Origin of the sequence: Afipia birgiae 34632, assembly GCF_000308295.2 — a bacterium.
In the GTDB taxonomy this organism is placed as follows: domain Bacteria; phylum Pseudomonadota; class Alphaproteobacteria; order Rhizobiales; family Xanthobacteraceae; genus Afipia; species Afipia birgiae.
Genome location: NZ_HG326653.1, coordinates 387,901 through 409,279 on the forward strand (window position 1 = coordinate 387,901; position 21,379 = coordinate 409,279).

At 61.7% G+C, this 21,379-nt stretch carries 18 protein-coding genes; 3 read left to right on the top strand and 15 right to left on the bottom strand.

What is annotated here, in order from left to right; genetic code table 11:
• The 5 genes from BN32_RS15765 to BN32_RS15785 form a co-directional block, all read right to left on the bottom strand.
• A partial coding sequence (locus BN32_RS15765; RefSeq protein WP_040426592.1) for a F0F1 ATP synthase subunit epsilon occupies positions 1-304 on the bottom strand: 304 nt, incomplete at its 3' end.
• 5 nt (positions 305-309) lie between these two features.
• Positions 310-1,740: a F0F1 ATP synthase subunit beta gene (gene atpD / locus BN32_RS15770; RefSeq protein WP_019199390.1), complete on the bottom strand. Its 1,431-nt coding sequence runs from the start codon at positions 1,738-1,740 to the stop codon at positions 310-312.
• A 40-nt stretch (positions 1,741-1,780) separates the two neighbouring features.
• Positions 1,781-2,659 carry a F0F1 ATP synthase subunit gamma gene (locus tag BN32_RS15775; protein WP_040426593.1) on the bottom strand — a complete coding sequence of 293 codons (879 nt, stop codon included), beginning with the start codon at positions 2,657-2,659 and terminating at the stop codon, positions 1,781-1,783.
• Between the two features lie 87 nt (positions 2,660-2,746).
• Positions 2,747-4,279 (bottom strand): F0F1 ATP synthase subunit alpha, encoded by a 1,533-nt coding sequence (gene atpA, locus BN32_RS15780; protein ID WP_019199388.1) that lies wholly within the window; start codon positions 4,277-4,279, stop codon positions 2,747-2,749.
• A complete protein-coding gene (locus tag BN32_RS15785) occupies positions 4,279-4,839 on the bottom strand; it encodes a F0F1 ATP synthase subunit delta (protein ID WP_040426594.1) in 561 nt (186 codons plus the stop codon). Before BN32_RS15785 ends, atpA begins: the two co-directional genes overlap by 1 nt.
• Positions 4,840-5,679: 840 nt before the next feature.
• On the opposite strand from BN32_RS15785, the gene BN32_RS15790 reads away from it, so the two are divergent.
• Positions 5,680-6,117 (top strand): septal ring lytic transglycosylase RlpA family protein, encoded by a 438-nt coding sequence (locus BN32_RS15790; RefSeq protein ID WP_019199385.1) that lies wholly within the window; start codon positions 5,680-5,682, stop codon positions 6,115-6,117.
• A gap of 250 nt (positions 6,118-6,367) precedes the next feature.
• On the opposite strand, the gene BN32_RS15795 is transcribed toward BN32_RS15790, so the two are convergent.
• The gene (locus BN32_RS15795; protein WP_040426595.1) at positions 6,368-8,542 is read right to left on the bottom strand and encodes a primosomal protein N'; all 2,175 of its coding nucleotides are present in this window, start codon (positions 8,540-8,542) and stop codon (positions 6,368-6,370) included.
• 86 nt (positions 8,543-8,628) lie between these two features.
• On the opposite strand from BN32_RS15795, the gene BN32_RS15800 reads away from it, so the two are divergent.
• Positions 8,629-9,615 carry a tyrosine recombinase XerC gene (locus BN32_RS15800; RefSeq protein WP_019199383.1) on the top strand — a complete coding sequence of 329 codons (987 nt, stop codon included), beginning with the start codon at positions 8,629-8,631 and terminating at the stop codon, positions 9,613-9,615.
• Positions 9,616-9,636: 21 nt separating this feature from the next.
• On the opposite strand, the gene BN32_RS15805 is transcribed toward BN32_RS15800, so the two are convergent.
• Complete coding sequence (locus tag BN32_RS15805) at positions 9,637-10,191, bottom strand: hypothetical protein (RefSeq protein ID WP_019199382.1); 555 nt, start codon at positions 10,189-10,191, stop codon at positions 9,637-9,639.
• A gap of 128 nt (positions 10,192-10,319) precedes the next feature.
• On the opposite strand from BN32_RS15805, the gene BN32_RS15810 reads away from it, so the two are divergent.
• A complete protein-coding gene (locus tag BN32_RS15810; protein ID WP_019199381.1) occupies positions 10,320-10,910 on the top strand; it encodes a DUF4337 domain-containing protein in 591 nt (196 codons plus the stop codon).
• Positions 10,911-10,925: 15 nt separating this feature from the next.
• On the opposite strand, the gene BN32_RS15815 is transcribed toward BN32_RS15810, so the two are convergent.
• The 8 genes from BN32_RS15815 to mdh form a co-directional block, all read right to left on the bottom strand.
• Positions 10,926-11,444: a hypothetical protein gene (locus BN32_RS15815; protein ID WP_040426802.1), complete on the bottom strand. Its 519-nt coding sequence runs from the start codon at positions 11,442-11,444 to the stop codon at positions 10,926-10,928.
• Between the two features lie 42 nt (positions 11,445-11,486).
• Positions 11,487-12,890 (bottom strand): dihydrolipoyl dehydrogenase, encoded by a 1,404-nt coding sequence (lpdA, locus tag BN32_RS15820; protein WP_019199379.1) that lies wholly within the window; start codon positions 12,888-12,890, stop codon positions 11,487-11,489.
• Between the two features lie 33 nt (positions 12,891-12,923).
• Positions 12,924-13,667: an SDR family oxidoreductase gene (locus BN32_RS15825; protein ID WP_019199378.1), complete on the bottom strand. Its 744-nt coding sequence runs from the start codon at positions 13,665-13,667 to the stop codon at positions 12,924-12,926.
• A 13-nt stretch (positions 13,668-13,680) separates the two neighbouring features.
• On the bottom strand, positions 13,681-14,922 hold the full coding sequence (gene odhB / locus BN32_RS15830; RefSeq protein WP_019199377.1) for a 2-oxoglutarate dehydrogenase complex dihydrolipoyllysine-residue succinyltransferase: 1,242 nt from the start codon (positions 14,920-14,922) through the stop codon (positions 13,681-13,683).
• A 100-nt stretch (positions 14,923-15,022) separates the two neighbouring features.
• On the bottom strand, positions 15,023-17,974 hold the full coding sequence (locus BN32_RS15835; protein ID WP_040426804.1) for a 2-oxoglutarate dehydrogenase E1 component: 2,952 nt from the start codon (positions 17,972-17,974) through the stop codon (positions 15,023-15,025).
• Positions 17,975-18,110: 136 nt separating this feature from the next.
• Entirely contained in the window at positions 18,111-18,995 is an 885-nt protein-coding gene (sucD, locus tag BN32_RS15840; protein ID WP_019199375.1) for a succinate--CoA ligase subunit alpha, read from the bottom strand.
• A gap of 4 nt (positions 18,996-18,999) precedes the next feature.
• The gene (sucC, locus tag BN32_RS15845; protein WP_019199374.1) at positions 19,000-20,196 is read right to left on the bottom strand and encodes an ADP-forming succinate--CoA ligase subunit beta; all 1,197 of its coding nucleotides are present in this window, start codon (positions 20,194-20,196) and stop codon (positions 19,000-19,002) included.
• Positions 20,197-20,301: 105 nt separating this feature from the next.
• On the bottom strand, positions 20,302-21,270 hold the full coding sequence (gene mdh, locus BN32_RS15850; protein ID WP_019199373.1) for a malate dehydrogenase: 969 nt from the start codon (positions 21,268-21,270) through the stop codon (positions 20,302-20,304).
• Between the last annotated feature and the right edge of the window lie 109 nt (positions 21,271-21,379).

Genomic DNA, 21,379 nt, shown 5'->3' on the forward strand with positions numbered 1-21,379 from the left:
CTTCCATCTGAGCGATCTTGTCGGCGAAAGCCGCGAGGTCCAGTTCGGCCACCGCCGTCGCGGTGTCCGCAAGGACCGTGAGACCCTTGTCGGAGATTTCCGCAAGGCCGCCAAGCACAATAACCTTCTCGTGCTTGCCGCCAATGGTAACGGTCATGACGCCGGGACGGATCGTCGCCACCAACGGAGCATGTCCGGCCATCACGCCGAGATCACCCTCAACGCCCGGGATATCAACTTGCTCGACTTCGCCCGAGAAGGCGATTCTTTCAGGTGACACGAGATTGAAGTGGAAGGTTGCCATCGTGATTACGCCGCTTCTGCTGCGAGCTTCTTGCCCTTCTCGACGGCTTCTTCGATGGTGCCGACCATGTAGAACGCCGCTTCCGGCAGATGATCGTACTTGCCTTCACAGAGGCCCTTGAAGCCCTTGATGGTGTCGGCGAGATCGACGAACTTGCCCGGCGAGCCGGTGAAGATTTCAGCGACGAAGAACGGCTGCGACAGGAAGCGCTCGATCTTGCGGGCGCGTGCCACGGTGATCTTGTCCTCTTCCGACAGTTCGTCCATGCCGAGAATAGCGATGATGTCCTGCAGCGACTTGTAGCGCTGCAACACCTGCTGAACCATACGCGCGGTCTGATAGTGCTCCTCGCCGACAACCAGCGGCGACAGCATGCGCGAGGTCGAGTCGAGCGGGTCCACCGCAGGATAGATGCCCTTTTCGGAAATCGCGCGGTTGAGCACGGTCGTCGCATCCAAGTGGGCGAACGAGGTGGCCGGCGCCGGGTCGGTCAAGTCGTCGGCCGGCACGTAAATCGCCTGCACCGAAGTGATCGAACCCTTGTTGGTGGTGGTGATGCGCTCCTGCAGTGCGCCCATGTCGGTCGCGAGCGTCGGCTGATAACCCACCGCCGAAGGAATACGGCCGAGCAGAGCGGACACTTCCGATCCTGCCTGGGTGAAGCGGAAGATGTTGTCGACGAAGAACAGCACGTCCTGGCCCTGATCGCGGAAATGTTCCGCGACGGTCAGACCGGTGAGGCCGACGCGGGCGCGCGCGCCCGGAGGCTCGTTCATCTGGCCGTACACGAGGGCGCACTTCGAGCCTTCGCCGCCGCCCTTCTTGTTCACGCCGGATTCGATGAACTCGTGATAGAGGTCGTTGCCTTCGCGGGTACGCTCGCCGACACCGGCGAACACCGAATAACCGCCGTGCGCCTTCGCGACGTTGTTGATCAGTTCCTGAATGAGCACGGTCTTGCCGACGCCGGCGCCGCCGAACAGGCCGATCTTGCCGCCCTTGGCGTACGGCGCGAGCAGATCGACGACCTTGATGCCGGTGACGAGAATTTCAGCTTCGGTGGACTGGTCGGTGTAGAGCGGCGCTTCCTGATGGATCGCGCGGGTATCTTCAGCCTTGACCGGGCCCTGTTCGTCTACCGGTTCGCCGATAACGTTCATGATGCGGCCGAGGGTTCCGGCACCCACCGGCACCTTGATCGGCGCGCCGGTGTCCTTCACTTCCTGACCGCGCACCAGGCCTTCGGTGGTGTCCATCGCGATGGCGCGCACGGTGGATTCACCGAGATGCTGCGCGACTTCCAGCACAAGGCGGTTGCCCTGGTTGGTGGTCTCGATCGCGTTGAGAATGGCCGGCAGATAGCCGTCGAACTTCACGTCGACGACGGCGCCGATAACCTGTGCAATGCGTCCGGTCTGGTTGGCGGGTGATGCCATGGGATAGTCTCCTTAAAACTCGGTCTATGCGGCGGTCGGCCTAGATGGCCTCGGCGCCGGAGATGATTTCGATCAGTTCCTTGGTAATCATCGCCTGGCGGGTACGGTTGTAGATCAGCGTCTGCTTGCGGATCATGTCGCCGGCGTTGCGGGTCGCGTTGTCCATCGCGCTCATCTGCGCGCCGTAGAACGACGCATTGTTTTCAAGCAGCGCACGGAAAATCTGCACCGCAAGATTGCGCGGCAGCAGGCTGGAGAGAATTTCGTCCTCGGCCGGTTCATAGTCGTAAATCGCGGCCGCGCTGTTGGTGGGTTCCTTTTCCTCGATCAAGAGCGGGATAATCTGCTGCGCGGTCGGAACCTGCGCGATCACCGACTTGAAACGTGAGTAGAAGAGCGTGCAGACGTCGAAGTCGCCCGCTTCAAACATCGCGACGACCTGATTGGCGATTTCTTCGGCATTCTTGAAGCCGAGCACCTTCACCGAGCGCAATTCGACGTGCTCGACGATCTGCTTGTCGAACTGGCGGCGGAGCTGCTCATAACCCTTACGGCCGACGCAGAAGAATTTGACTTCTTTGCCCTGGTTCATCAGCGACAAAGCCCGTTCACGGGCGAGGCGCACGATGGACGAGTTAAACGCGCCCGACAGACCACGCTCGCCGGTGCAGACCAGCAGCAGGTGAACCTTGTCGTTGCCGGTGCCGGCGAGCAGCGCCGGTGCAGAACCGGATCCGGCCGCCGCACCCGCGATATTGCTGATCACGGCGTCCATGCGCTCGGCATAGGGACGCGCCGCTTCGGCCGCGGTCTGGGCACGGCGCAACTTCGACGCCGCAACCATCTGCATGGCCTTGGTGATCTTCTGCGTCGCCTTGGTCGAGGCGATGCGGACACGCATGTCCTTAAGAGACGCCATTCTTTATCTCACCCTGACGATCCTGCTTCACGCCGGATCGCAACCCCAGTTTCGCCGCGCGCGAACGGATCGGCGCGGCGACGATATTTAAGCGAACGTCTTGGCGTAGCCTTCGACCGCGCTCTTGAGCTTGCCGGCAACGTCGTCCGACAGGTCACGCGAGTCGCGGATGGTGTTGAGAATATCGACATGCTTGCCGCGCAGCAGCGACAGCAGGCCGTCCTCGAAGGAGCGAACCTTGCTGACCGGAATGCCGTCGAGGTAGCCGTTGACGCCGGCGTAAATCACCACGACCTGCTCTTCCATCTTCAGCGGCGAGAACTGCGGCTGCTTCAGGAGTTCGGTCAGGCGCGAACCACGCGCGAGAAGGCGCTGGGTCGACGCGTCGAGGTCCGAGCCGAACTGCGCGAACGCAGCCATTTCGCGGTACTGCGCGAGCTCACCCTTGATCTTGCCGGCGACCTTCTTCATCGCCTTGGTCTGTGCCGACGATCCGACGCGCGACACCGAGAGACCGACGTTCACGGCAGGACGGATGCCCTGGAAGAACAGGTCAGTTTCAAGGAAGATCTGGCCGTCGGTGATCGAAATCACGTTGGTTGGAATGTAGGCCGACACGTCGTTGGCCTGCGTTTCGATGACCGGGAGAGCGGTCAGCGAGCCGTTGCCCTGGTCGTCGTTGAGCTTTGCGGCGCGCTCGAGCAGGCGCGAATGCAGATAGAACACGTCGCCAGGATAAGCTTCACGGCCCGGCGGGCGGCGCAGCAGCAGCGACATCTGGCGATAGGCGACGGCCTGCTTGGACAAGTCGTCATAGATGATGACGGCGTGCATGCCGCTGTCGCGGAAGTACTCGCCCATGGTGCAGCCGGTGAACGGCGCGAGATACTGCATCGGCGCAGGATCGGAGGCGGTCGCGGCAACAACGATGGAATATTCCAGCGCGCCCTGCTCTTCGAGAACCTTCACGAACTGAGCGACGGTGGAACGCTTCTGGCCGATCGCGACGTAGACGCAATACAGCTTCTGGCCTTCCGGCGCGCCGGCGGCGTTGAGCGGCTTCTGGTTCAGAATGGTGTCGAGCGCGATCGCGGTCTTGCCGGTCTGACGGTCGCCGATGATCAGCTCGCGCTGGCCACGGCCGACCGGGATCAGGGCGTCGATCGCCTTGAGGCCGGTTGCCATCGGCTCATGCACCGACTTGCGTGGAATGATGCCGGGCGCCTTGACGTCGACGCGCTTGCGTTCGGTCGCCTGGATCGGGCCCTTGCCGTCGATCGGATTGCCGAGCGCGTCGACGACGCGGCCCAGAAGTCCCTTGCCGACCGGCGTGTCCACGATGGCGCGGGTGCGCTTGACGGTCTGGCCTTCCTTGATCTCGCGGTCGGCGCCGAAAATAACGATGCCGACGTTGTCGCTTTCAAGGTTGAGCGCCATGCCGCGCGTGCCGTTCTCGAACTCGACCATTTCGCCGGCCTGGACGTTGTCCAGACCATAGACGCGGGCGATGCCGTCGCCGACCGAGAGAACCTGACCGACTTCAGAGACCTCGGCTTCCTGGCCGAAATTCTTGATCTGGTCCTTGAGGATTGCGGAAATTTCCGCGGCGCGGATGTCCATCAGCCTGCCTCTTTCATCGCGTGCTTGATCGAATTGAGTTTGGTGCGAAGCGAGCTGTCGACCATGCGGCTGCCGAGCTTGACGACAAGCCCGCCGATGATCGACGGATCGATCTTCACGTTGAGATCGACGTCCTTGCCCGACACTGATTTCAGCGCGGCCTTGAGAGCGTCGAGATTGGCGTCGCTGAGAGGCTCGGCGACAGTGACTTCCGCGGTGGCTTCGCCCTTGAACCTGGCAACCAGCGCACGGAACGCCCTGATGACATCGGCCACGGCAAACAGCCGGCGATTGGCGGTCAGGACTTTCAGGAAATTCGCGGCGATACCGCTGATGCCGGCCTTGGCCAGCACAGCACTGAGCGCCTTGGCCTGGGCATCGGCGGTAAACACCGGGCTGCGCACCAGCCTCTGGAGATCAGAGCTGTCGGCCAGCATGGCGGAGAACTTGTCGAGGTCCGCCTTGACGGCATCGACGGATTTCTGGTCGCGCGCCAGCTCAAAAAGGGCCGTCGCATAGCGGCCGGACACACCAGATACGGAGGGACTTTCAGCTGCCACAAATATCTCTTCTAGCTGTCGAATACTCAAGGATAAGACCATCGCTGCCAGTCTGGTGTCAGTGCGACACCAAGCGATCCAAGTCCTTGGAATTCAAGCGGGACTTCGATTTCTGGCCGGAGCGACATGCCCGGCAGCCCAAAATCGCGGTTTTGCTAACATAGGGCGCGCGCAGGTGCAACATGACGGCGATTGCGAACGCATTTTTGGCGGCGCCGGTTTGTCGCATGCGCGCCGTCGCAATTTGACGCGGTGCGAGGGACCAATTCCTTAGCGCTTGCGGCAGGCCAGTGCAGGGGCTTGGTGGAAATAACTTCGCAAGCGGGGAGCGGCAGCGGAGCCGCAACCTGCCGCCAATCCCATGCCCGCTCCCGCGCAACCACCTCGCCTTCTACGCCACCGAAACGACGGCCCATATTGGGGAACCGGTTGGCACACAGTCCACCGCGCGCAGCCCCGATTCGGCCGACTGGGCCCCTCGGGCCGTTATCCGGCTGAAAACCCGCCAAATCTGGCAAAGAGCTGCCCGCCTTACGCATGCAGCATTGCAATTATCGCATCCCCGTAACGAATTCGGCGGCTTCGCTTTTACTAGGCGAAATCTATACTCATAAAAACTATTAAGTATAGATATGTATAGTATAGTAGATAATATTCCTATCGAAATATTTAGCAAAAATCTGAGGCTAGTTTGTACTGCCTTCAAAAAATTCCAGCGACTTTGGAACAAAATATCTCGCCGCGTTTATGCCTCATTATTGGATGAACCGTCCAACTACGTAAGCGCTGGCTCGATTTAGCCAGCCGTCGGATGGATATACCAATTTAGAGGACAACTATATGATCGCCGCTATCAAGCGCGTGCCGGGGCGACCCGTTGCGAATCGGAATACCTCGATCGCGTTGGTTGCAGTCGGAATTTTGGCGCTTGGCGCTACTGCGAGCGAAGCCGGCCAGCGCAAATCCTGGCGCGACGCCAATGCCTCTGTCGGCTCCGGCCGCAGCTTTTCGGGCAAGGCCTCGTTCTACGGCAACGAGTCGGGCAGCAAGACCGCCTCGGGCCAGCGCTTCAATCAGGAAGCTATGACTGCCGCACACCGGACCCTGCCGTTCGGTACCCGGCTCAAGGTCACCCATGGCAGCCGCAGCGTCGTCGTCACCGTCAATGACCGTGGCCCGTTCATCAAGGGTCGCGTGCTCGATCTGTCAAAGGGCGCCGCCCGGGCGGTCGGACTCACCAGCCGCGGCGTCGGTCACGTGGTTGCAGAAGTTCAGTAAGCACACGCATGACGCCGAAAAGTGCGAAGCAGTTTTCGGACACGTCATGCGTCAAGCTTCTGAAGCGTTAGTAAGCGTACAGTTGCGTTGCGTAGGTTGCGTTGAAAAGGCCGGCGCCAGTTGCACCGGTCTTTTTCATGAGCCCACTGGATATGCAGTTTTCATCATTGCGAGCGCAAGCGAAGCAATCCAGAAGCAACAGAGCAAAGACTGGATTGCTTCGTCGCTTCGCTCCTCGCGATGACGGATTCTACAGAAAACTCTGCGGATCGATATCGATCTCAAGCTTGAGGTTGCCCTTGGTCTTCGGACCGGCCGCGAGCCAGTTCCGCATATAGACCGACAGGTCGATGCTGCGCACCGACTTCACAAGAATACGAAACCGGTAGCGACCCTTGATGACCGCGAGCGGTGCTTCCGCAGGGCCAAGCACCTGAACCCGTTCGTCAAGCGGAGCGGTGGCTGCAAGCTTGCGCGCGAAACCTTCCGCGGTCGGACGATCACCCGCTGAAATAATCAGCGACGCCAGCCGCCCGAACGGCGGGTACAGCGCGCGTTCGCGCGCCTCGATCTCGCTGGCGTAAAACGCTTCCCGATCCGAAGCGACCAGCGCCTTCATCACCGGATGCTCCGGCTGATGCGTCTGGAGATAACCGACGCCGTGCCCCTGCTCGCGTCCCGCGCGGCCAATCACCTGATTGAGCAACTGAAATGTGCGCTCGGCGGCACGCGGATCGCCGTTGCCCAGTCCCAGATCCGCATCCACCACGCCGACCAGATTGAGGCGCGGAAAATTGTGCCCCTTCGCCACCAGCTGCGTGCCGATGATGATGTCAACGCGACCCTCGGCGATCTCGTTCAGTTCCGATCGCATTGTCTCGATGTCGGTGATCAGATCACTCGACAGCACCATGGTGCGCGCATCGGGAAACAAATTTGCCGCTTCTTCCTGCAGGCGCTCCACGCCGGGGCCGATGGCCGCCAGCGATTCCTCCGCACCGCAATGCGGACACTGATGCGGCCGCGGCATCGAGAAACCGCAGTGATGACAAACAAGGCGCTGGCGAAAGCGATGATCGACTAACCATGCATCGCAGATGGTACAGGCAAACCGATGACCGCAGGCGCGGCACAAGGTCAGCGGCGCATAGCCACGACGATTCAAGAACAGCAGCGCCTGTTCCTTGCGCTCGATTGCAATCTTGATCTCTTCTGCGAGACGCGGAGAAATGAAGCGGCCGCGCGCGGGGCCTTCACGCTTGAGATCGATGGCCTCGATCTGCGGCATATGCTGGCCACCGAACCGCGACGGCAGGGCGACGCGGCGATAGCGCCCCTTGCGTGCGTTGACTTCCGACTCGACCGAGGGCGTCGCCGAACACAGCACGACCGGAATTTTCGCGATCGACCCGCGCACCACCGCCATGTCGCGCGCATGATAATGCGCGCCCTCATCCTGCTTGTAGGCCTGATCGTGTTCCTCATCGACGATGATGAGACCGAGATTGGCGTAAGGCAGAAACAGCGCCGAGCGCGCGCCGACCACCACCGGCGCATCGCCCGCTGCAACCGCAGCCCAGTTGCGCGCGCGCGTGCGCGGCGTCAGCTCCGAGTGCCATTCGATCGGCCGCACGCCAAAGCGTGCGGCAAAGCGGTCGAGAAACTGGCCGGTCAGCGCGATCTCGGGCATCAGAATCATCGTCTGCCGGCGGCGGCGAATGTTCTCCGCCACCGCTTCGAAATAGACTTCGGTTTTCCCGGAACCGGTAACGCCGTCGAGCAGCGCGACCTGAAATTCGTCCTTCGAGACGAGGTCTTTCATCGCGTCGGCCGCGATCCGCTGCTCCGGAGAAAAATCCGGTTCCGAGAACGACGGATCGGGCGACGGTGGGGCGAGGTCGCGCGGCAGCGGCTCGATGGCGAGCGTGCCTTCATCGACGAGGCCGTCGATCACGCCTGCACTAACGCCAGCCTCCCTCAAAGCTTCAGATTTCCCGTGCAGCAATCCGTCTGACACGATCTCGATCAGACGACGACGCGCACTCGTCATGCGTTGAGGCGGCGTACCGACCAGCCGCACCCCCATGCGCACGCGCTCGGGTCCAAGATGCTCGCCCATGCGCAGCGTCATCCGCAGCACCATGCCGCGCGCCGACAGCGTGTAATTGGCGACCCAGTCGACGAAGCTGCGCAGCTCCGGTTTCAGCGGCGGCACGTCGAGCTTGTCGCCAGTGTCTTTCAGGCGATTATGCAGGCGGGGATCGGGGTTGGGATTGTCAGCCCAGACCACGGCGGTGACATCACGCGGCCCGAGCGGAACGCTGACCACGTCTCCCGGGTTGAGCTCCACGCCATCGGGAACGCGATAGGAATAGGTCTGGTTCAGGGCCACCGGGACAAGAACGTCGACGACTCGTCTTGCCATGGTGAGAGGGGCCCGGATTAAGGAGGATATAACGAAAAGGGTGCGATAAACCGATTCCTGTCAAGCGCAGGCGCCCCGCGAGACATATGATGGTCAAAGCCGCCGCTGCAACCGAAGCCGAGACAGAGGCCGCGCCGCTGACCAGCGCCGCGCCCGACCTGCTGGCCGAGATCACGCACTGGCTGTCCCATTTGCGCTCGGAACGCCGGCTGTCGCCCAAGACCCTGGAAGCCTATGCGCGCGACCTGCGCCAGTGCCTGATGTTCCTGAGCGAGCATTGGGGCGGCCTCGTCACCTTGAAGCAATTTGCCGCCATCGAAGCCACAGACGTGCGCGCCTTCATGTCGTCAAGGCGCGCAGATGACGTGGGCGGGCGTTCCCTGATGCGGGCCCTGGCGGGACTGCGTTCGTTCGGACGTTTTCTCGAACGCGAGGGCAAGGGCAAGGTCGGCGCATTATCCGCGATCCGCGCCCCCAAGATCGGAAGGAGCCTGCCAAAACCAATTCAAATGACCTCCGCACGGCAAATGGCCAATGCGGACATCCGCGCCGGCGAAAACCGCGAACCATGGATCTGGGCGCGCGACGCTGCCGTGATGGCATTGCTCTACGGATCAGGGCTGCGCATCTCCGAAGCGCTCGGCCTCAAGCAGCGCGACGTGCCGCTGCCCAGCAAGGGCGACGTGATCGTCGTGACCGGAAAGGGCAACAAGACACGGATGGTGCCGGTGCTGCAGAACGTGCTGGCTTTGGTGCAAGACTATGTCGCGATGTGTCCGCACACCATCGCGCCAGACGGCCCGATCTTCGTCGGCGCACGCGGTGGCCCGCTCTCGCCGCGCATCATCCAGTTGACGATGGAGCGGCTGCGCGGCGCACTCGGCCTGCCGGACAGTGCGACGCCGCACGCGCTGCGCCATTCGTTCGCCACGCACTTGCTGACGCGCGGCGGCGACCTTCGCGCCATCCAGGAATTGCTCGGTCACTCCTCTCTCTCGACCACGCAGATTTATACCGGCGTCGATGCCGACCGGCTGCTCGACGTTTACAAGACGGCCCATCCGAGGGCGTGAACCGTTAGCCGCCGCGAACGCTCAGTTCGCAACGTACTCGATCTTGAAAATGTAATCAGAGCCCCGGCCAACTTCCACACGGACATAGGGCAATAGCTTCAGCCGTTCATAGACCGGCGTTGTCGCCTTGACCGTCCGTCCAGCAATGCCCGCGACATACTCCGCACCTTTTGCGCCTTGCGTGCGAACATTCTGCACCCGGCCCTCCAGCACGAGGCGCGGTCTGGCAAAATCCAGGAAAAGGATCGTACCTGAAAACAATATCAGGACGACCCCGGCAGCAACAAAACCGTAGCGCTTCAGTCTTGGCCTTGAATCAGACGATAAAAGCTTGCTCTTCGCCCCGAACCAAATAAGCGCCACGCCAACAACCGCCATGAGAATGAACTGGTCGACGATTGCAACCAGCGATTCCCGCCTGAAGAAGAACCACAGCGCCAGATAGAGAAGCCCAACGCCTAAGGCACAGCGCCCCAGCCACCGACGCAAATCCGGCTCCCGTACCTTCCTCAGCAGGAAGGTGAAGGCGATCGCGATTGGCCAGAAGCAGGCGGCAACAAAATCGGCGGTTGTCATGTTGGTAGCCTGAAAGGCTCTGTATAAAAATCTCTTAAAGGCGGCTTTTGCGTTAGCTTTGGTTCTTGCGCGCGAACCGCAGTTTGGTCAATCGTGACATCCGATTTTGACCGGGAGGGATACTGAATATGGGCGCACATGAAAGCATGGAGCACGCCGAGCATGCTGAACATGCATCCGGCTCCAACAAGAAGATCGCATTGCTGATCGCGGTGATCGCGCTGTTTCTTGCGTTCTCCGAGACACTCGGCAAGGGCGCCCAGACTGAATCTATCAGCAAGAACGTCGAGGCCTCGAACCTGTGGGCCTTCTTCCAGGCCAAGAGCATCCGGCGCACCACGGTGCAGGCGGTGGCCGAGCATGCGAAGCTCAGCCTTGGCCTGTCGGGTGACGACGCGCAGAAGGCGGCGCTGGCCAAGCAGATCGATGACTGGAACAAGGCTGCGGCCCGCTATCGCTCCGAACCCGAGACCGGCGAAGGCTCCGAGCAACTGGCGGCGCGCGCCAAGAAGGCCGAGGAGGCGCGCGATCTCGCCATGGCGCGCTACCACCACTACGAAGTGGCTTCCGCCGCTTTCCAGATCGGCATCGTGCTCGCCTCGGCGACCATCATCACCGGCATGTTGGCGTTGGCGTGGGTAGCGGGAGCGCTGGCGCTGACAGGACTGGCGTTCACCGCGATCGGGCTGTTCGCCCCGCACGCCGTGCATCTGATGTAGGGGTTGCGGCGTCGCCTAGCGCGACGCCTGCATCCGCCGGCGCAAGCGCTGGATGAATCCGGGCGATCCCCGGCGGCGAAAGCGCTTGATCCAGTGCTGGATGGCGAGCTTGAACGGCGCGACAAGCGCCATGGCGCGCGCGCGAAGGTCAAGAACGAATTCATAGAGCCTTCGGAACCAGTCCATCTGCAGCAGCTTGTCGCGCGTCACGTCGAACACGAACGCGACGATGCCGACGCCAAGAACCTTGTGAAGAACAATCAAGGCCGTGGCGCCCACGAAATACTTGTGCGCCAGGAGCCCCGCCACGATCAGGTTGAGCGGAAACAGAACGACGACTGGCACCGCGAACACAATCAGCGTCAGACCCGGCGACAGGTGCTCGACACGGTCAGCAAACCACGCCTTGAGCCGGGGTAGCGGGATCAGGGCGACGATGCGCGCAATGATCGGCTCGACGCGGTCCCACAGCCACGCTTCGAGCAGAAAGATCAGCGCGAGCAGAACCCAAAGCGGTCGAAGCAACCGGCGCATGGCCAAGCCATCCATCGTGGCCGGCCGAGCGCCGGGCCACGTTCACATATGGATAGCTCGCTTGCCGACCGCAAGCGCGGCTTCCTTGACCGCTTCCGAGCGGGTCGGGTGCGCATGGCATGTCCGCGCAAGATCTTCGGCGGAACCGCCGAATTCCATCAGCACCGCGGCCTCATGGATCATTTCGCCGGCTTCCGCGCCGATGATGTGAACACCAAGCACGCGGTCGGTCTTCGCATCGGCAAGGATTTTCACGAAACCATCGGTGGTCTGATTGACCTTGGTGCGCGCGTTCGCGGTGAACGGAAACTTGCCTGACGTGTAAGCCACACCCGCCTGCTTCAACTCTTCCTCGGTCTTGCCGACGGAAGCGACTTCGGGGAACGTGTAAACCACGCCGGGGATGACATCGTAGTTGGTGTGACCGGCCTGGCCAGCGAGGATCTCGGCGACAGCGATGCCCTCGTCTTCCGCCTTGTGCGCCAGCATCGGCCCGTCGATCACGTCGCCGATGGCATAGATGCCCTTCACATTGGTCTGGAAGTGTCCGTCGGTCTGCACACGGCCGCGCGGATCGAGTTCGACCCCAGCTTCCTTGAGGCCAAGCCCTTCGGTGTAAGGAACGCGTCCGATCGCCACCAGCACCACGTCCGCTTCGATGGTTTCAGCCGCACCGCCTGCAGCCGGTTCAATGCTGGCCTTCAGCTTCTTGCCGGACGTATCGACACCCGTGACCTTCGCGCCAAGCTTGAATTCAACGCCCTGCTTTTCCTGAATGCGCTGGAACGACTTCGCGACCTCGCCGTCCATGCCGGGCAAAATCCGGTCGAGGAATTCGACGACCGTGACCTGCGCGCCGAGACGGCGCCACACCGAGCCGAGCTCGAGGCCGATCACGCCCGCACCAATCACCAGCATCTTCTCGGGCACCTTGTCGAGCGTCAGCGCGCCAGTGGACGAGACAATGCGCTTCTCGTCGATTTCGACGCCCTTGAGCTTGGTCACGTCCGAGCCGGTGGCGATCACGATGTTCTTGGTTTCGAGAACCTGCGTCTTTCCGTCGTTGCCCTTCACCTCGACCTTGCCGCCCGCGAGGATGCGGCCGGTGCCTTCGTAAGGCTCGATCTTGTTTTTCTTGAACAGAAAGCCGACGCCCTTGACGTTGCCATCGACGCCATCGGTCTTGAACTTCATCATGGTCGGCAGATCGAGTTTCGGCTTGCCGACGCCGATACCCATCTTTGGCAGCATGTGGGTGACTTCCTCATACCGCTCGGACGCCTGCAGCAGCGCCTTGGAGGGGATACAGCCCACGTTGAGACAGGTGCCGCCGAAGGTCGGCCATTTTTCGACCACGGCAACCTTCATGCCGAGCTGCGCCGCGCGGATCGCGCAGACATACCCCCCGGGACCGGTGCCGATGATGATGAGATCGTAAGAAGCCATGAGGATTATCCTGTACTCACAGAGAAATGGAAGTTAGCGGCCGCCCGAAACGTCGACGATCGTGCCCGTGACATATGACGCCTCGTCCGACATCAGCCAGACGACGGCGTTGGCGATTTCATCCGCGGTGCCGACCCGCTTCATCGGGACCGAATGCGCCAGCCGGTGCGCGCGATCCGGCTCGCCGCCGCTGGCGTGAATTTCAGTGTCGATCAGACCTGGGCGAACGCCGTTGACCCGGATGCCTTCGGCGCTGATCTCGCGCGCAAGCCCCACCGTAAAGGTATCGATCGCGCCTTTTGAGGCAGCGTAATCAACATACTGCGCGGGCGATCCCAGCGTCGCTGCCACCGACGACAGATTGACGATGACGCCGCCGGAGCCGCCATGCTTGCTGGACATACGCTTCACCGCCTCGCGCGCACACAAAATGCTGCCGACGATATTGACGTTCATCATGCGGGTGAGTCGCGCGGCGGACATTTCATCGACGCGCGCGGTCGCATCGACCACGCCGGCGTTGTTAACAAGGGCACTGAGCTTGCCGAAGGCATCCGCCTGCTTGAACAGCGCGAGAATGTCGGCCTCAACGCCGACATCGCACTTCACCGCGATGGCCTTGCCGTTGCTGCCTTCGATCTTCGCCACGACTTCGTCGGCCGCCGCCTTGTTGCTGGCGTAGCCGACGACGACCTTGTAGCCGCGCGATGCAGCGGCCAGCGCCGTGGCGCGGCCGATGCCGCGGCTGCCTCCGGTGACAATGGCGACGCTGTCCATGCCCGCCTCGCGATCAGAGGTCGAGAACCAGCCGTGCCGGATCCTCAAGGCTTTCCTTGATGCGAACGAGGAAGGTGACCGCCTCCTTGCCGTCGATGACGCGGTGATCGTAGGACACCGCCAGATACATCATCGGGCGAACCTCGATCTTGCCGCCGATAACCACCGGCCGCTCCTGGATCTTGTGCATGCCGAGGATCGCGGACTGGGGCGCATTGAGGATCGGCGTAGACATCAGCGAGCCGTAAATGCCGCCATTGGTGATGGTGAACGTGCCGCCCTGCATTTCTTCAATCTTCAGCTGGCCGTCGCGTGCCCGCCTGCCGTAATCGGCGATGCTCTTCTCAATGTCGGCGATCGACTTCTGATCGCAGTCGCGCACCACCGGCACGACGAGACCCTTGTCGGTGCCGACAGCGACGCCGACGTGGTAGTAGTTCTTGTAGATCAGGTCGGTGCCGTCGATCTCGGCGTTCACCGCCGGGATATCCTTCAGTGCCTGCACGCAGGCCTTGGTGAAAAAGCCCATGAAGCCGAGTTTGGCGCCGTGCTTCTTTTCGAACGCATCTTTGTACTGAGCGCGCAGCGCCATCACGTGACTCATGTCGACTTCATTGAAAGTCGTCAGCATCGCAGCGGTGTTCTGCACGTCCTTGAGACGGCGCGCGATGGTCTGGCGCAACCGCGTCATCTTCACGCGCTCTTCGCGCGCGGCGTCATCGGCAGGCGACGGCGCACGCACCTGAACAGCGGCCTGACTGACCGGTGTCGGTGCCGAGGCAGCCTTCTCGATCGCGGCCAGCATGTCACCCTTGGTGACGCGGCCGTCCTTGCCGGAGCCGGGAACGGTCGACGCATCGACGCCCGATTCGGCGGAGAGCTTGCGGACCGACGGTGCCTGCGGCGCATCGACCGGCGGCGATTTTTGCGCGGACGCTGGTGCCGCGGCGGCAGGCGCGGCCTTGGCTGGAGCGGGTTCAGCCGCCTTGGCCGGAGCCGCAGCGGGCTTGGCGCCGCCAGCGCCTTCCGTGATCTGGCCGAGCAGCGCGCCGACAGCGACCGTCTCGCCGTCCTTGGCGACGATCTCGCCCAGGGTTCCCGCGAAGGGCGCCGGCACTTCGATAGTCACCTTGTCGGTTTCGAGTTCAACCAAGGGCTCGTCGACGGCTACGGCATCGCCGGCCTTCTTGAACCAGCGGCCGATGGTGGCCTCGGTGACGGACTCGCCCAATGTCGGAACGCGAATTTCAGCCATTTTCTTTCCCCTTGCGTCATGAGCGGCACATTCTGCCGTCAGCGCCTCAATCAAAATTAGAACTGGATGGAAATGCCCGCGACCTGCGGGCATCCATTGATCAGCCAAGAGCTTCGTCGAGCAATGCTTTCAATTGCTGGAGATGCTTCGACATCAAGCCGGTCGCGGTCGCAGCAGCAGCAGCACGCCCCGCATAACGCGGACGCTTGTGCGCCGAGCCGACCTGGTTGAGGACCCACTCGAGATAGGGCTCGATGAAGTGCCAGCCGCCCATGTTGCGCGGTTCTTCCTGGCACCAGACGACTTCGGCCTTCTTGAAGCGCTCGAGTACCTGCACCAGCGTCTTGAGCGGTACCGGATAAAGCTGCTCCACGCGCAGCAGATAGATGTCGTCGACACCGCGCTTTTCGCGATCCTCGTAAAGATCGTAATAGACCTTGCCCGAGCAGAGCACGACGCGGCGGATTTTCGAATCCGCAACAAGCTTGATCTCGCCGCCGGTTTCCGCATCGTCCAGCAGGACGCGATGGAAGGACGTGTCGGGACCGAACTCCTCGAGCTTGGACACCGCACGCTTGTGACGCAGCAGCGACTTGGGCGTCATCAGGATCAGCGGCTTGCGGATTTCGCGCTTCAACTGACGGCGCAGCACATGGAAGTAGTTCGCAGGCGTTGTCAGGTTGGCGACCTGCATGTTGTCTTCGGCGCACATTTGCAGGAAGCGCTCGAGACGCGCAGAGGAATGCTCCGGTCCCTGCCCTTCGTAACCGTGCGGCAGCAGACAGACGAGACCCGACATGCGCAGCCACTTGCGTTCACCCGACGAGATGAACTGGTCGAACAGAACCTGCGCGCCGTTGGCGAAGTCGCCGAATTGCGCTTCCCAGATCGCCAGCGCCTTCGGTTCCGCCAGCGAGTAGCCGTACTCGAAGCCCAGCACAGCCTCTTCCGACAGCAACGAGTTGATGACTTCGTAGTGGCCCTGATTGTCGCCGATATGATTGAACGGCGTGTAGCGGCTTTCATCTTCCTGATCGAACAGCACCGAATGCCGCTGCGAGAAGGTGCCGCGCTCGCTGTCCTGTCCGGACAGGCGAACGTGATGGCCTTCCTTCATCAGCGTGCAGAACGCCAGCGCTTCACCGGTCGCCCAGTCGATGCCTTCGCCGTTCTCGATCGCCTTCATGCGGCTGTCGAGGAACCGCTGCACGGTGCGGTGAATGCGGAAACCGTCCGGCACTTTGGTGATCTTGCGGCCAATATCCTTCAGCCCGTCGATGGCGATGCCGGTATTGCCGCGGCGCGGATCCTCACCGAGGTCGGCCGACTTGAATCCGGCCCACTTGCCGTCGAGCCAGTCGGCCTTGTTCGGCTTGTAGCCCGAACCGGCCTCGAGCTCGGCATCGAGTCGCGCGCGCCAGTCGGCCTTCGCCTTGTCGATTTCGCCCTCAGTCATGATCCCGTCGGCGATCAGCCGTCTGGCATAGAGGTCGAGCGTGGTCGGATGGGTCGCGATCTTCTTGTACATCACCGGGTTGGTGAATGACGGTTCGTCGCCCTCGTTGTGGCCGTGGCGGCGATAGCAGAACATGTCGATGACGACCGGCTTGTGGAATTTCTGCCGGTATTCGATCGCCACCTTTGCCGCGAAAACCACCGCCTCCGGATCGTCACCGTTGACGTGGAAAATCGGCGCGTCGATCATTTTGGCGACGTCCGACGGATACGGCGACGAGCGCGAGTAACGCGGATAGGTCGTAAAGCCGATCTGGTTGTTGACGATGAAGTGCAGCGAACCGCCGGTGCGGTAGCCCTTCAGGTCCGACAGCGCGAAACATTCCGCCACCACGCCCTGTCCGGCGAACGCGGCGTCGCCGTGCATCATCAGCGGCAGCACCGAAATACGCTGGTCCGGCGGATCGCCGTTCTGGTCCTGCTTCGCGCGCACCTTGCCGAGCACGATCGGATCGACAATTTCCAGATGCGACGGGTTTGCCGTCAGCGACAGATGGATCTTGTTGCCGTCGAACTCGCGATCCGACGAGGCACCGAGATGGTATTTCACGTCGCCCGAACCCTCGACTTCGTCGGGATTGGCCGAGCCGCCCTTGAACTCATGGAACAGCGCGCGATGAGGCTTGCCCATCACCTGGGTCAGCACGTTGAGGCGTCCGCGATGCGGCATGCCGAGCACGATATCCTGCACGCCGAGATTGCCGCCGCGCTTGATGATCTGTTCGAGCGCGGGGATCAGCGATTCAGCGCCATCGAGACCGAAACGCTTGGTGCCGGTGAATTTGATATCGCAGAACTTCTCGAAGCCTTCGGCTTCCACGAGCTTCATCAAGATGGCGCGGCGGCCTTCGCGGGTGAAGCTGATTTCCTTGTCAGGACCTTCAATGCGCTCCTGAATCCAGCTCTTCTGCGCCGGATTGGAGATGTGCATGAATTCGACGCCGAGCGTCTGGCAGTAGGTGCGCTGGCAGATCGCGACGATCTCGCGCAGCGTTCCGGTCTCAAGACCCAGCACATGATCGAGAAAAATCTTGCGGTCGAAATCGGCATCGGTGAAGCCGTAAGAGCGCGGATCGAGTTCTTCGTGATCCTTCTGGCCCTCGATGCCGAGCGGATCGAGATTGGCGTGGAAGTGACCGCGCATGCGGTAGGCGCGAATCAGCATCAGCGCGCGCACCGAATCGCGCGTGGCCTGCTGTATGTCCGCCGAGGTGAGGTTGCTGCCGGCGGCCTGCGCCTTGGCTGCGATCTTGCCCCCGACGGCCTTTTCGACCTGGGCCCAGTTGCCGTCGAGCGCGGAGGTCAGATCGTCATTTGGCGTGGCCGGCCAGTTGGCCTTTTCCCAGGACGGGCCTTGCGCGTTCTTCGCGACGTCCGCCGGCTGATCCTTCAGGGTCTTGAAGAAATCAACCCAGTCCGGATCGACCGATGACGGGTCGTTCTCATAGCGAGCGTACAGCTGGTCGATGTAGGTGGCGTTGGCGCCGTCGAGGAAGGAAGTGAGGGCGAAGTTGGCGTTCGCGTCCTGGCGAGACATGGTTACGTCCTGATTGATTGCATCGCGCGGAAAAATCGGGAGAAAATCGCCCGATTTGGTATCGGCATCGTGTTTGGGCCGCACCTTTTACCCTATTTAGGGCAAAACTTCGCGCTGAAAAGAACCAAGGACTGAACTAAGCTTTCAATCTTTCGAGAAGCGTCGTTCCAAGCCGTGCAGGCGACGGGGAGACCGTGATCCCGGCCGCTTCCATCGCCGCAATCTTCGATTCGGCGTCGCCCTTGCCGCCGGACACGATTGCGCCGGCATGACCCATGCGGCGGCCCGGAGGCGCGGTACGACCAGCGATAAATCCGACCATCGGCTTCTTGCGACCGCGCTTGGCTTCGTCCTTCAGGAACTGCGCCGCGTCTTCCTCGGCCGATCCGCCGATTTCGCCGATCATGATGATCGATTTGGTTTTCTCATCCGCCAGGAACAGTTCGAGCACGTCGATGAATTCGGTGCCCTTGACCGGGTCGCCGCCAATGCCGACCGCTGAAGTCTGGCCAAGACCGACCTGAGTCGTCTGGAACACGGCCTCATAGGTCAGCGTGCCGGAACGCGAGACGATGCCGACATTGCCTGGCTTGAAGATATTGGCCGGCATGATGCCGATTTTCGATTCGCCTGCGGTCACGACGCCCGGGCAGTTCGGCCCGATCAGACGCGACTTGGAGCCGGACAGCGAGCGCTTCACGCGCACCATATCGAGTACCGGAATGCCTTCGGTGATGCAGATGATCAGTGGCACTTCCGCATCGATCGCTTCGCAGATCGCGTCTGCCGCGCCCGGCGGCGGAACATAAATCACCGACGCGTCGGCGCCGGTCTTCTCGCGCGCCTCGGAGACGGTGTCGAACACCGGCAGGCCGAGATGGGTGGTGCCGCCTTTGCCCGGCGAAGTGCCGCCCACCATCTTGGTGCCGTAAGCGATCGCGCCCTCGGAATGGAAGGTGCCGTTTTTGCCGGTAAAGCCCTGGCAGATGACCTTGGTGTTCTTGTCGATCAGGACGGACATCGGCTTACTTTCCCTTCACGGCGTTGACGATCTTCTGCGCAGCGTCGTCGAGATCGTTCGCCGACAACACGTTAAGGCCGGATTCGTTGATGATCTTCTTGCCCTCTTCGACATTGGTGCCTTCGAGACGCACCACGAGAGGCACCTGGAGGCCGACCGCCTTCACCGCGGCGATGACGCCGCGCGCGATGACGTCGCACTTCATGATGCCGCCGAAGATGTTGACGAGAATGCCCTTCACGTTCGGGTCGGCCGTGATGATCTTGAAGGCCGCCGTGACTTTTTCTTCCGATGCGCCGCCGCCGACATCGAGGAAGTTGGCCGGGCTTTCGCCGTACAGCTTGATGATGTCGAGCGTGGCCATCGCCAGGCCGGCGCCGTTCACCATGCAGCCAATGGTGCCGTCGAGTGCGATATAGGCGAGGTCATACTTGGACGCTTCGATTTCCTTGGCGTCTTCTTCCGTGGTATCGCGCAGCGCGACGATTTCGGGATGGCGGTAAAGCGAGTTGGAATCGAACGACATCTTGGCGTCGAGGCACTTCAACTCGCCCTGCTTGGAGATGATCAGCGGATTGATCTCCAGCATCTCCATGTCCTTGGCGAGGAACGCGGTATAGAGCTGCGCCACAAGCTTTTCCGCCTGCTTGGCGAGATTGCCCTTGAGGCCGAGCGCCTGCGCAACGGTACGGCCGTGATGAGCCATGATGCCGGTGGCCGGGTCGACCGAGAACGTCACGATCTTCTCGGGCGTATCGTGCGCAACCTTCTCGATGTCCATGCCGCCTTCGGTGGAGACCACGAAGGAAACCCACGACGTTTCGCGATCGACCAGCAGCGAGAGATAGAATTCTTTTTCGATATCGGAGCCGTCTTCGAGATAGAGGCGATTGACCTGCTTGCCGGCTGCGCCGGTCTGGATCGTCACCAGCGTTGCGCCGAGCATCTGCTTGGCGAATTCTTTCACCTCATCGATCGACTTGGCGAGACGCACACCGCCCTTGTCGCCGGCCGAGGCTTCCTTGAACTTGCCCTTGCCGCGTCCGCCGGCATGAATCTGGCTCTTCACCACCCACAACGGGCCGCCAAGTTCTTTCGCGGCAGCTTCCGCGTCGGATGCCTTGAGAATCGGCACGCCGCGCGAAATCGGCACGCCGAATTCCTTCAGTACCGCCTTGGCCTGATATTCGTGGATATTCATGGATTGCCCCAGAGATCGGAGAAGAGAACGAAGGAGGAAAATTTCAGCATGGGATCCGGAAACCGAAAGTCCCGAATCCCATGCGAAGATAACGGTGTCGCGGCGTTACTTGCCGAGCAAGTCCGGCGCGATCTTCTTGCACGCGTCGACCAGGCCCTGCACCGCGCCGACCGACTTGTCGAAGCCTTCGCGATCCTTGCCGGCCAGTTCGATCTCGACAATCCGCTCGACACCCTTCGATCCGATGACGACCGGCACGCCGACATACATGTCCTTTACGCCGTACTCGCCGTTGAGATAGGCCGCGCAAGGCAGCACGCGCTTCTTGTCGCGCAGATAGCTCTCTGCCATCGCGATGGCGGACGCCGCCGGCGCGTAGAAAGCCGAGCCGGTCTTGAGCAGGTTAACGATCTCGGCACCGCCGTTGCGGGTGCGGTCAACAATCTCGTCGATGCGAGCCTGCGAGGTCCAGCCCATCTTCACAAGATCAGGCAGCGGAATGCCGGCGACGGTGGAGTACTTGGTCAGCGGCACCATCGTGTCACCGTGCCCGCCGAGCACGAAGGCGGTGACGTCTTCCACCGAGACGTTGAACTCGTCGGCGAGGAAATAACGGAAGCGCGCCGAATCCAGCACGCCGGCCATGCCGACGACCTTCTTCTGCGGCAGGCCGCAGGCCTTCTGCAACGCCCAGACCATCGCGTCGAGCGGGTTGGTGATACAGATCACGAACGCGTCGGGCGCGTACTTCTTGATGCCCGCACCGACCTGCTCCATGACCTTGAGATTGATGCTCAGCAGATCGTCGCGGCTCATGCCCGGCTTGCGCGGCACGCCGGCGGTGACGATCACGACGCTGGCGCCTTCGATCGCCTCGTAGGAATTGGCGCCGGTGAACTTGGCGTCGAAACCGTCAACCGGCGAAGACTGCGCGATGTCGAGCGATTTGCCCTGAGGGATGCCTTCGGCGATGTCGAACATCACCACGTCGCCCAACTCTTTCAGTCCGACCAGGTGCGCCAGCGTGCCGCCAATCTGACCTGAACCAATCAAAGCAATCTTGTCACGCGCCATGGGAAATCTGTCCTTTGATGTCGACGGGAGAGGATGGGAAAACTCTGGACGGCTGGTTAGACCTTTCGCGGCAAGCGTTCAAGTCGCCGTTCGCTCAATGGAGCGGCAG

Excerpts from the sequence above, each read along its gene's own strand:
- BN32_RS15775 (WP_040426593.1), bottom strand. The coding sequence starts at position 2,659 with ATGGCGTCTCTTAAGGACATGCGTGTCCGCATCGCCTCGACCAAGGCG.
- lpdA (WP_019199379.1), bottom strand. The coding sequence starts at position 12,890 with ATGGCTTCTTACGATCTCATCATCATCGGCACCGGTCCCGGGGGGTAT.
- BN32_RS15835 (WP_040426804.1), bottom strand. The coding sequence starts at position 17,974 with ATGTCTCGCCAGGACGCGAACGCCAACTTCGCCCTCACTTCCTTCCTC.
- atpA (WP_019199388.1), bottom strand. The coding sequence starts at position 4,279 with ATGGACATCCGCGCCGCGGAAATTTCCGCAATCCTCAAGGACCAGATC.
- sucC (WP_019199374.1), bottom strand. The coding sequence starts at position 20,196 with ATGAATATCCACGAATATCAGGCCAAGGCGGTACTGAAGGAATTCGGC.
- BN32_RS15825 (WP_019199378.1), bottom strand. The coding sequence starts at position 13,667 with ATGGACAGCGTCGCCATTGTCACCGGAGGCAGCCGCGGCATCGGCCGC.
- BN32_RS15800 (WP_019199383.1), top strand. The coding sequence starts at position 8,629 with ATGATGGTCAAAGCCGCCGCTGCAACCGAAGCCGAGACAGAGGCCGCG.
- BN32_RS15795 (WP_040426595.1), bottom strand. The coding sequence starts at position 8,542 with ATGGCAAGACGAGTCGTCGACGTTCTTGTCCCGGTGGCCCTGAACCAG.
- atpD (WP_019199390.1), bottom strand. The coding sequence starts at position 1,740 with ATGGCATCACCCGCCAACCAGACCGGACGCATTGCACAGGTTATCGGC.
- BN32_RS15815 (WP_040426802.1), bottom strand. The coding sequence starts at position 11,444 with ATGCGCCGGTTGCTTCGACCGCTTTGGGTTCTGCTCGCGCTGATCTTT.
- BN32_RS15810 (WP_019199381.1), top strand. The coding sequence starts at position 10,320 with ATGGGCGCACATGAAAGCATGGAGCACGCCGAGCATGCTGAACATGCA.
- sucD (WP_019199375.1), bottom strand. The coding sequence starts at position 18,995 with ATGTCCGTCCTGATCGACAAGAACACCAAGGTCATCTGCCAGGGCTTT.
- BN32_RS15805 (WP_019199382.1), bottom strand. The coding sequence starts at position 10,191 with ATGACAACCGCCGATTTTGTTGCCGCCTGCTTCTGGCCAATCGCGATC.
- mdh (WP_019199373.1), bottom strand. The coding sequence starts at position 21,270 with ATGGCGCGTGACAAGATTGCTTTGATTGGTTCAGGTCAGATTGGCGGC.
- odhB (WP_019199377.1), bottom strand. The coding sequence starts at position 14,922 with ATGGCTGAAATTCGCGTTCCGACATTGGGCGAGTCCGTCACCGAGGCC.
- BN32_RS15790 (WP_019199385.1), top strand. The coding sequence starts at position 5,680 with ATGATCGCCGCTATCAAGCGCGTGCCGGGGCGACCCGTTGCGAATCGG.